At 68.5% G+C, this 8,174-nt stretch carries 10 protein-coding genes; 6 read left to right on the forward strand and 4 right to left on the reverse strand.

Annotation, left to right across the window (positions count from 1 at the left end):
- Positions 1-234 (forward strand): hypothetical protein (locus VF139_02135; GenBank protein ID HEX6850177.1); only part of this gene is annotated, 234 nt, incomplete at its 5' end.
- Positions 235-246: 12 nt separating this feature from the next.
- A complete protein-coding gene (locus VF139_02140) occupies positions 247-444 on the forward strand; it encodes a hypothetical protein (GenBank protein ID HEX6850178.1) in 198 nt (65 codons plus the stop codon).
- Here the strand turns inward: VF139_02140 and VF139_02145 are convergent.
- Both VF139_02145 and VF139_02150 read right to left on the reverse strand, forming a co-directional pair.
- Complete coding sequence (locus VF139_02145) at positions 422-1,129, reverse strand: hypothetical protein (GenBank protein ID HEX6850179.1); 708 nt, start codon at positions 1,127-1,129, stop codon at positions 422-424. The two genes, VF139_02140 and VF139_02145, sit on opposite strands and share 23 nt — an antisense overlap.
- A 111-nt stretch (positions 1,130-1,240) precedes the next feature.
- Positions 1,241-1,405, reverse strand: coding sequence for a hypothetical protein (locus VF139_02150; GenBank protein ID HEX6850180.1), 165 nt, complete (start codon positions 1,403-1,405; stop codon positions 1,241-1,243).
- A 104-nt stretch (positions 1,406-1,509) separates the two neighbouring features.
- On the opposite strand from VF139_02150, the gene VF139_02155 reads away from it, so the two are divergent.
- Genes VF139_02155 through VF139_02165 form a run of 3 tightly spaced genes read left to right on the forward strand, consistent with a single transcriptional unit; the run spans position 1,510 to position 3,771 of the window.
- Positions 1,510-1,701, forward strand: coding sequence for a superinfection immunity protein (locus VF139_02155; GenBank protein HEX6850181.1), 192 nt, complete (start codon positions 1,510-1,512; stop codon positions 1,699-1,701).
- A 10-nt stretch (positions 1,702-1,711) separates the two neighbouring features.
- Positions 1,712-2,377, forward strand: coding sequence for an HAD family phosphatase (locus tag VF139_02160; GenBank protein HEX6850182.1), 666 nt, complete (start codon positions 1,712-1,714; stop codon positions 2,375-2,377).
- On the forward strand, positions 2,374-3,771 hold the full coding sequence (locus VF139_02165; GenBank protein ID HEX6850183.1) for an IgA Peptidase M64: 1,398 nt from the start codon (positions 2,374-2,376) through the stop codon (positions 3,769-3,771). The genes VF139_02160 and VF139_02165 overlap by 4 nt, the downstream gene beginning before the upstream one ends.
- Positions 3,772-3,931: 160 nt before the next feature.
- On the opposite strand, the gene VF139_02170 is transcribed toward VF139_02165, so the two are convergent.
- Positions 3,932-5,245 carry a mercuric reductase gene (locus VF139_02170; protein HEX6850184.1) on the reverse strand — a complete coding sequence of 438 codons (1,314 nt, stop codon included), beginning with the start codon at positions 5,243-5,245 and terminating at the stop codon, positions 3,932-3,934.
- Positions 5,242-6,504 carry an ergothioneine biosynthesis protein EgtB gene (gene egtB, locus VF139_02175; GenBank protein ID HEX6850185.1) on the reverse strand — a complete coding sequence of 421 codons (1,263 nt, stop codon included), beginning with the start codon at positions 6,502-6,504 and terminating at the stop codon, positions 5,242-5,244. The genes VF139_02170 and egtB overlap by 4 nt, the downstream gene beginning before the upstream one ends.
- Before the next feature lie 91 nt (positions 6,505-6,595).
- Here egtB and egtD point away from each other — a divergent pair, with 91 nt between their 5' ends.
- On the forward strand, positions 6,596-7,585 hold the full coding sequence (gene egtD / locus VF139_02180) for an L-histidine N(alpha)-methyltransferase (GenBank protein HEX6850186.1): 990 nt from the start codon (positions 6,596-6,598) through the stop codon (positions 7,583-7,585).
- Positions 7,586-8,174 lie beyond the last annotated feature (589 nt).

Consider the following 8,174-nt stretch of genomic DNA (forward strand, 5'->3'; position numbering starts at 1 on the left):
ATCGCCGAGGCGATGCTCCGGCGCCAGCAGGCCTCCGCCGTCGTCGCGGCGCGCCACCAGATCGTCAACGGCGCGGTGAGCATGGTGCAGCTCGCGCTCGAGAAGCTCGCGCACGAGAACGTCGTGCAGCTCGACGAGGAGAGGAAGGCCGCGATGGTGTCGAACCTGCTCGTCGTGTTGTGCAGCGAGTCCGCCGCATCCCCCGTCATCAACGCCGGCACGCTTTACCAGTAGGAGCGCGCGACCGTGGCCGAGCGCAAGGCGTTCCTGCTCCGCATCGACCCCGCGTTGTGGGAGGACCTCAACCGCTGGGCGTCGCAGGAGCTGCGCAGCGTGAACGGCCAGATCGAGTACCTGCTGCGGCGGGCGGTGGACGAGAAGTTCGGCCGCCGCCCGCCGGAGCCCGATGCGGGACCCGAGCCTAAGGGGCGACGGTCCAGGTGATGCGCGGGTTGTCGAGCGCGAGGTCCCAGTTGCGGAACGGCCAGATCATGGACGGATCGCCGTAGGTGAACCCGACGTGCGACACGTCGCGCATGAGGCGCCCCCAGGCCCCTCGGTCGTGGACGTACCCGCCCCGCGCGATCCAGCGCCACCCTTCGGGCCACTGCCTCGAGGTCGCGGGGATCGCGAAGTCGTAGGAGACCCAGTTCAGCATCTCGTCCGTTCCGGCGAATCCGATCACGCCGGGCTGCGGCACGATCCGGTCGGTCACGAAGAACGCGCCCCAGTCGTCCGTGAGGTCGAACGGGGTGCCGTTGTCGTTGAGCAGGACGATCGACAGCGGCATGGTCGCGATCGACCCCTCCGCGTAGATCGTCGCGAGGTCGATCCCGATCGACACGACCCCGCGCGAGGCCCAGTCGCCGGTGAACGGGCTCGAAGTGCCGAACGAGGTCGAGGCCTTGGGGATCGCGGTCGCCAGGTTGTCGTCGCGAAGGCATGCGCCGGGGTGCCCGCTCGCCGGATCGACGTATTCGTAGCCGGTGCCGAAGGTCCAGCCGCCGTCGTTGGCGACGTCGAAGGTCTCGGTGAAGGTGGTGAGGGCGGTGACGGAGGTCTCGCCGGCGACGGCCGGGGCGGCGGCCGCGGCGATCGCGGCCATGAGGACGGCCAGGCGGACCTTCATGCGTACTCCCTGAGGCGAGGCCGGGGACATCCCGGGCCGGACTCGAGAAGTACGCAAGGTCGGGCTCCGCGGCGTCAGCGTTGCCCCAAGGTCCTATACGGGGGTCGGGCCTCAGCGCATCCCGAAGATCATGCTCGGGACGAGGAGGACGATCGCGGCCACCATGAGAAGCTGCGCGCCGGGGAGGACCACGCCGAGGACCAGCAGCGGAGTGCCGATCGAAATGCCGGCTCCGACCACTGCGACCGACGCCTGTTCCTTGACGATGGGTTTCATGCGTCACGAATCTATGACGGTCGCGTGACGATCGGAAGAATCCCACGTCGCACGTTGAAAGCTTTTGCGTAAACTTCGCCCCGCGTTCGCCTGCTGGAGGTCCCTTGGCGACGATCGGCCACGGTGAGTTTCTGCTCCTCCTGTTCGCCCTGTTCATCTACCCGCTGCCGTCCTGGATCGCGCTTCGTCGCCGGCATCCCTCCCGAGGGAAGATCACGACCCTCAACCTCCTCGGCGGGTGGACGGTGATCGGCTGGTTCGCGGCGCTCGGTTGGGCCGTTTGGCCCGTGGACTAGACTCGCTCCGATGACCGCGCGCATCCGTGCCGTCGCCTTCGACCTCGACGGCGTGTTGCTCGACACCGAGACCATCAACGTCCGGGCGGCCTTCGAGGCGTTCGCCGCCGCGGGGGCCCCGCTCCGCCCCGAGGATGCCGCCGAGATCGTCGGCCGGCACCCGGTGGACTACGGCCCCGTCCTCGCGCGACGGCGCGGGCTTCGCGAGGAGGCGCTCCCGGGATTGCAGCTCGAGCAGGGGGCGCGCTACTCGGAGATCTGGCGGCGGGATGCCGTCCTGCTCCCCGGAGCGCGGGAGGCGATCGAGGCCGCACGCGGGCGCGGGTTGCCGACGGCGCTCGCGACGAGCTCCGGCCGCGCCGGGGTCGAGGAAGCGTTGACGAAGTTCGACCTGCGCGAGGCCTTCGACGTCGTGCTCACCAAGGACGACGTCACGCGGCGCAAGCCCGACCCCGAGATCTACCTGCGCGCGGCGGAGCGCCTCGGGGTGACCCCGCCCTCGCTGCTCGTTCTCGAGGACTCGGAGTTCGGCGTCCGGGCGGCGCTCGAGGCCGGGACGTATTGCATCGCGGTGGCGTCGCCCTACACCCCCGCCGCGTCGGTCGCGGGGGCGCACGCGCGCGTGGAGACGCTCGGGCAGCTCGAGCGGTGGTTCGAGGAAGGGAGGTTCGGATGATCCTCGCAGGATTCGTGCTTGCGGCGGCGGTCGCCGGGTTCGACGCCGACTTCGAGATGCGCACGATGCGCGTCGACTACTTCCACACGGGAGGGCCGAAGGGGGAGATCGTCGCGCTCGACCGCGTCGTCGCCGACGGCGCGTGGGCGGGAAGCCGAACGCGCCTGCTCGATCCCCTGAACCTCGGCACCTATTACTTCGAGGTGCGCGACCCCGAGACCCAGCGGGTCGTCTATTCGCGCGGGTTCGCGTCGCTGTACGGGGAGTGGGAGGTCACCGACGAGCCGAAGACGATGTCGCGGACCTTCCACGAGTCGCTGCGTTTCCCGTGGCCGAAGCGCCCGGTACAGGTCGTGCTGAAGCGGCGGGACGCCGAGGGGCTCTTCCGCGACGTGTGGACGACCTCGATCGACCCGTCGTCGCGATTCGTGAACGCGGCCGACCTCGCGCCCAAGGGGGCGGTCTGGACCGTCTTCGAGAACGGCCCCGCGACCGAGAAAGTCGACCTGCTCGTCCTGGGCGAGGGGTACACCTCCTCGGAGCTGCCGAAGTTCCACGCCGACGTGAAGCGGCTCGTCGGCGCGTTGTTCGCCGTGGAGCCGTTCAAGTCGCGCAAGGGCGACTTCAACGTCCGCGCGATCGACCTCCCGTCGGAGTCGTCGGGGGTGAACCGTCCGCACGTCGGGAAGTTCCGCCGCACGCCGGTCTCCGCCGAGTACAACATCTTCGACTCCGAGCGGTACCTGCTCACGTGGGACAACCGCGCCCTGCGGGACGCGTTGTCGGCGGCGCCGTACGAGTTCATCGAGATCGTCGTCAACGAGAAGCAATACGGCGGCGGCGGCATCTACAACTTCCAGGCGACCGCGTCGTCCGACACGGCGTTCGCGACGTACGTCTTCATCCACGAGTTCGGGCACCACTTCGCCGGTCTCGCCGACGAGTACTACATGTCGCCGGTCGCCTACAACGAATCCCCGGCCGACGGCCCCGAACCGTGGGAGCCGAACGTCACCCGGCTGAAGGACCCCGCGAAGCTCAAGTGGAAAGACCTCGTCGAGTCCGCGACGCCGGTCCCGACCCCTTGGGACAAGGAAGCCTACGAGACGAAGGCGAAGGCGTTCCTCGCCAAGCGCATGGAGCTGATCCGGCGTCAGGCCCCCGAGGCGGAGTTCGACGCCCTGTTTCGCGAGCAGCAGGGGATCGACACGCCGATGCTCTCGTCGATGAAGTTCTCGGGGAAGGTCGGCGCGTTCGAGGGGGCCAACTACGAAGGGAAGGGGTTCTACCGTCCGCAGACCGACTGCATCATGTTCACCCGCGACGAGGTCGGGTTCTGCAAGGTCTGCTCGCGCGCGATCGAGCGGGTCATCGACCAGTACTCGCTTAACTAGGGACAGTCACCGTATTTCCGTAAATGGGGACAGCAACCTATTTCCGGAAAGGGTCAGACGCCTGCAATACGACTGGCGCGCTTGCGTGAGCGCAGGCGTCTGACCCCTTCCGGAAATAGGTTGCTGTCCCCATTTACGGAAATACGGTGACTGTCCCCAGTTAAGCGAACAGGTTGTTCAGGGCCTCGGCGAACCCGGGGTGCGGGAAGACCGCGTCGTGCAGCTGGCGGGCAGTGAGCCCGCCCATCATCGCGAGCTGGAGCATGGTCGCGATCTCGCCCCCCTCGATCCCGAGAACCGCGGCGCCGAGGATCCGGTCGGTCTCGAGCTCGACGAGCGCCTTCATGAAGCCGCGGCTCTCCCCCATCTCCAGGGCGCGGGCGACGTAGTCCATCGGCATCTTCGCGACGCGGTACCGTCGCCCCTCCGCTCGCGCCTGCGCCTCGGTGAGCCCGATGCGCCCGAGCTGCGGGTCGGTGAAGACGGTCCACGGGACGAGCCGGTCCGTCGTCGATCCCTTCCCGTCGCCGAGAAGATTCCGCGCGACGATCCGGTAGTCGTCGTACGCGACGTGGGTGAACTGCGGCCCGCCGTTCACGTCCCCCAGCGCCCAGATCCCGGGGACGTTCGTCTCCAGCCGGTCGTTGACGCGCAGGTAACCCCGGGCATCGGTCTCGACCCCCGCGACCGCGAGGTTCAACGCGTCGGTGTTCGGCGTCCTCCCGACGGCGACGAGGAGGTGCGACCCTCCGAGATCACCGATCCGAAACGCGTCGGTCTTCACGCCGAGCCGCACGTCGACGCCGTCCTCGCGCAGGATCGCCGCCATCGCCTCGGCGACGTCCTCGTCCTCGCGGGCGAGCAGGTGCGCCCCTCGATGCACGAGGGTCACGCGGCTTCCGAACCGGCGGAACATCTGCGCGAACTCGACTCCGATCACCCCGCCGCCGAGAATCACGAGATGATCGGGCAGGGTCTCGAGCTCGAGGATCCCGACGTGGTCCATCCACGGGATCGCGTCGAGTCCCGGAAGGTCGGGTTTCGCCGCGCGCGTTCCGGTGTTGAGGAAGATCCGCTCCGATTCGAGCAGCCGATCCCCGACCCGCATCCGACGCGGACCGACGAACGACGCAGCCCCCTCGATCAGCGTGACGCCCTCGGTCGAGACGAGTCGCCGCCGGCTCCCCTCGCGAAAGCTCGACACCACCTCGCGCTTACGTCGCACCACCGCGGGAAGGTCGACGGCCACGTCGCCGGACTGCACGCCCCACGTCGCTCCGTTCCGGGCGAGATGGGCGACGCGCGCCGAGGCGACCATCGTCTTCGTCGGCGTGCACCCGGTGTTGATGCACGTCCCGCCGACCGCGCCTTTCTCGACGATCGCGACCTTCCACCCCGCGGCCGCGAGATCGCGCGCGAGGGGTTTCCCCGCCTGCCCGGTTCCGATGATCAGCGCGTCGTAGCGTTCGCTCACAGCGACTTCGCCAGGCGCAGCCCCGTGAGCTGGAAACGCGTGTCCGGATGCCAGAAGTTCCGGTACGTCGCACGGATGTGCGTTCGGGGCGTGAACGCCGACCCGCCGCGCAGGACGTATTGATTCGCCATGAACTTCCCGTTGTATTCGCCGAGGGCGCCCGGCGCGGGGGCATACCCCGGGTAGGGCTCGTAGCTCGACCGCGTCCACTCCCACGCGTCGCCGAACAGCTGCCTCGGCCGACCGCCGACCGCCGGCGCCGGCATCGCGCGGAACGCCTCGTCCTCGAGGAAGTTCCCTTCGATCGGAAGGGCGCTCGCCGCGACCTCCCACTCGGCCTCGCTCGGAAGCCTCGCCCCGAGGAACCGCGCGATCGCCTCCGCCTCGTAGAACGAGACGTGCGTGACCGGCTCGTGGTCGTCGGCCTCGCGCTCACCGGTGAGTCCGAACGCGACGTAGGCCTCCCCTTCCATCCGGGCGTACCCCGGCGCCTCGATCGCGTTCGCGCGCACCCAGTCGATCCCTTCGGAAAGCCACAGGGCCGGATTGCGGTACCCGCCCTCGCGGATGAACGCCTTGACCTCGCCGACGGTCACGAGCCGCGACGCGAGCGCGAACGGCTCGAGCCACACCTTGTGCCGCGGCGACTCGTTGTCGAAGAGGAACCCGTTCCCCTCGGGCGCGCCGATCTCGACGAGCCCGCCGGGGGCATCGAACCACCGCAGCGGCGACGACGTCGGCTTCGCGAACCCCGCCGCTTGCGCGTACGCCGGCTTCGTCGGATTCTCCGAGAAGGCGTGAAGGATGTCGGTGAGGATCAGCTCCTGGTGCTGTTGCTCGTGGTTCAACCCGAGGTCGAGCACCGGGCGCAGCTTGCGAAGCGCCAGCTCGTCGAGCCCCTCCAGCACCTCGACGACCCGTGCGTCGACCGCACGCCGGTAGGCGCCGATCTCCTCCGCCGTCGGGCGCGAGAGCATCCCGCGCCTGGGCCGTGCGTGCCGCGGCCCCACCGCCTCGTAATACGAATTGAACAGGTAGGAATAGGAGGGGTCGAACGGCGCGAGGCCACGCGGCTGGAGCACGAAGGTTTCGAAGAACCAGGTCGTGTGCGCCCGATGCCATTTGGTCGGGCTGCAGTTCGGCATCGACTGGAGTTGCTGATCTTCCGGCGTGAGGCGCGCGGCGAGACGCTCGGTCGTCTCCCTTACCTGGAGGAATTGACGGATCCGGTCGGTGGCGGCGCGGGTCGTGGTCGGCATCACAGCCCTCCGATGAATCGACGCAACAAGACGTTTCGCCACGACACTTTCGCGACCGGCGATGCATCGGAGGGTAGCGCAGGAGGATCCGATGGTCGCGCTTCCCGCCCGCATGCAACGCGTCGCCCGCCTCCCCGAATACTCCCCCATCGCGCGCGTCGTGCGGGACGGTCTCACGGCCTCCCCCAAACGTCTCCCCGCCTGGCTCTTCTACGACGACGAGGGCTCGCGCCTGTTCGAGGCGATCACCGAGCTCCCCGAGTACTACCCGACGCGCACCGAGCGATCGATCCTCGAGCGCGACGCTCTCGCCGTCGTGGAAGCCGCCGCCGGGAACCGCAGGCTCACGATCGTCGAGCTCGGCGCCGGGACGGCGACGAAGTCCCAGATCCTCGTCCGCGCCGCGCTGCGCCTGCAGGGACGCTGCACCTTCATTCCGACCGACGTCTCGTCCGACCCGCTCCGGATCGCCAAGGCGCGTTTCGCGAAGGAGCTCCCGCGAGCCGAGGTGAAGCCGATCGCCGCGCACCACGAGGCCGTCGTCGATCGCCTGCGCGAGCTTCCGGGACGGAAGATGGTCCTGTTCATCGGAAGCTCGATCGGGAACTACGACGACTACGAAGCGGTGAAGCTCCTCTCGGGGCTGCGCGCGGCGCTGAAGGAAGGGGACTCCCTCCTCCTCGGCACCGACATGCGCAAGGACCCGGCGATCCTCGTTCCCGCCTACGACGACGCCGCCGGCGTCACCGCCGCGTTCAACCGGAACGTGCTCGTCCGCCTCAACCGCGAGCTCGGGGCCACGTTCGAGCCGGCACGGTTCCGCCACGTCGCGTTGTGGAACGAGTCGCGCTCGCGGATCGAGATGCACCTCGAAAGCGACGGCTACCAGCAGGTCTGGATCCGGGATCTCGCGATGCCGGTCGATTTCGCCGACGGCGAGCGCGTCCACACCGAGTCGAGCGTCAAGTACTCGCTCCCGATGGTGGATCGTATGCTCGAGCGCTCCGGTTTCCGGCGCGAGGGGACCGCGACCGATCCCAAGGGGTGGTTCGGGGTGCACCTGGCGAAGGTGGTGGGTTAGAAGACCTCGTGCGCCGGGGGGCCATCTCCCCGCGTGAGCGGGGAATCAAGGATCACGAAGGCCGACGGCGACGCACCGCCGGTTTGCGTGACTCGCCCACCGCTCATGCGCGAGTCGTCCATCTCCTGCGACTCACCGACCTCGGGCCGCCTCCAAGAGTCGACGAAGAGCCGAGTCCGCAGTACAACACACCATCTCTATGGCGTGATCTTCCAGCACGGAGTCGTCCACGACCGCGCCGTGCTCCAAGAGGAGCCTCGCGACTTCCACGTGGTCAGCTGTCGTCGTCCATGCAATCGCTACGCAGTTGAGAGGCTTGGGACTGCGTCCAGCACAAGAGATCCACTCGCGTTCGGTGGGATCGGCCGGCCCGTTGGGGTCCTCACCGCTCGCGAGTAGCTGGGCCACGACTTCAACTCGTCCCTGGTAGCAGGCTTCATGCAGGCTCATCCCGCCATGCTCTCGTCGCCTCAACGAGTCCGGTGGTGGGTTCATCGTGAGAGTCCTCGCATCGCCTTCGACGCTCCGATTACGGCGCGCCGACTGCCAGCGAATCACCCTGGTCGAGCAGTTCCGCGACGCGTTCAAC

Source organism: Candidatus Polarisedimenticolaceae bacterium, assembly GCA_036376135.1.
Taxonomy (GTDB): Bacteria; Acidobacteriota; Polarisedimenticolia; order Polarisedimenticolales; family DASRJG01; genus DASVAW01.

What these genes read in the sequence shown, in the direction of transcription:
- VF139_02145 (HEX6850179.1), bottom strand. Translation starts at nt 1,129, where the DNA reads ATGAAGGTCCGCCTGGCCGTCCTCATGGCCGCGATCGCCGCGGCCGCC.
- VF139_02150 (HEX6850180.1), bottom strand. Translation starts at nt 1,405, where the DNA reads ATGAAACCCATCGTCAAGGAACAGGCGTCGGTCGCAGTGGTCGGAGCC.
- VF139_02160 (HEX6850182.1), top strand. Translation starts at nt 1,712, where the DNA reads ATGACCGCGCGCATCCGTGCCGTCGCCTTCGACCTCGACGGCGTGTTG.
- VF139_02165 (HEX6850183.1), top strand. Translation starts at nt 2,374, where the DNA reads ATGATCCTCGCAGGATTCGTGCTTGCGGCGGCGGTCGCCGGGTTCGAC.
- egtB (HEX6850185.1), bottom strand. Translation starts at nt 6,504, where the DNA reads ATGCCGACCACGACCCGCGCCGCCACCGACCGGATCCGTCAATTCCTC.
- egtD (HEX6850186.1), top strand. Translation starts at nt 6,596, where the DNA reads ATGGTCGCGCTTCCCGCCCGCATGCAACGCGTCGCCCGCCTCCCCGAA.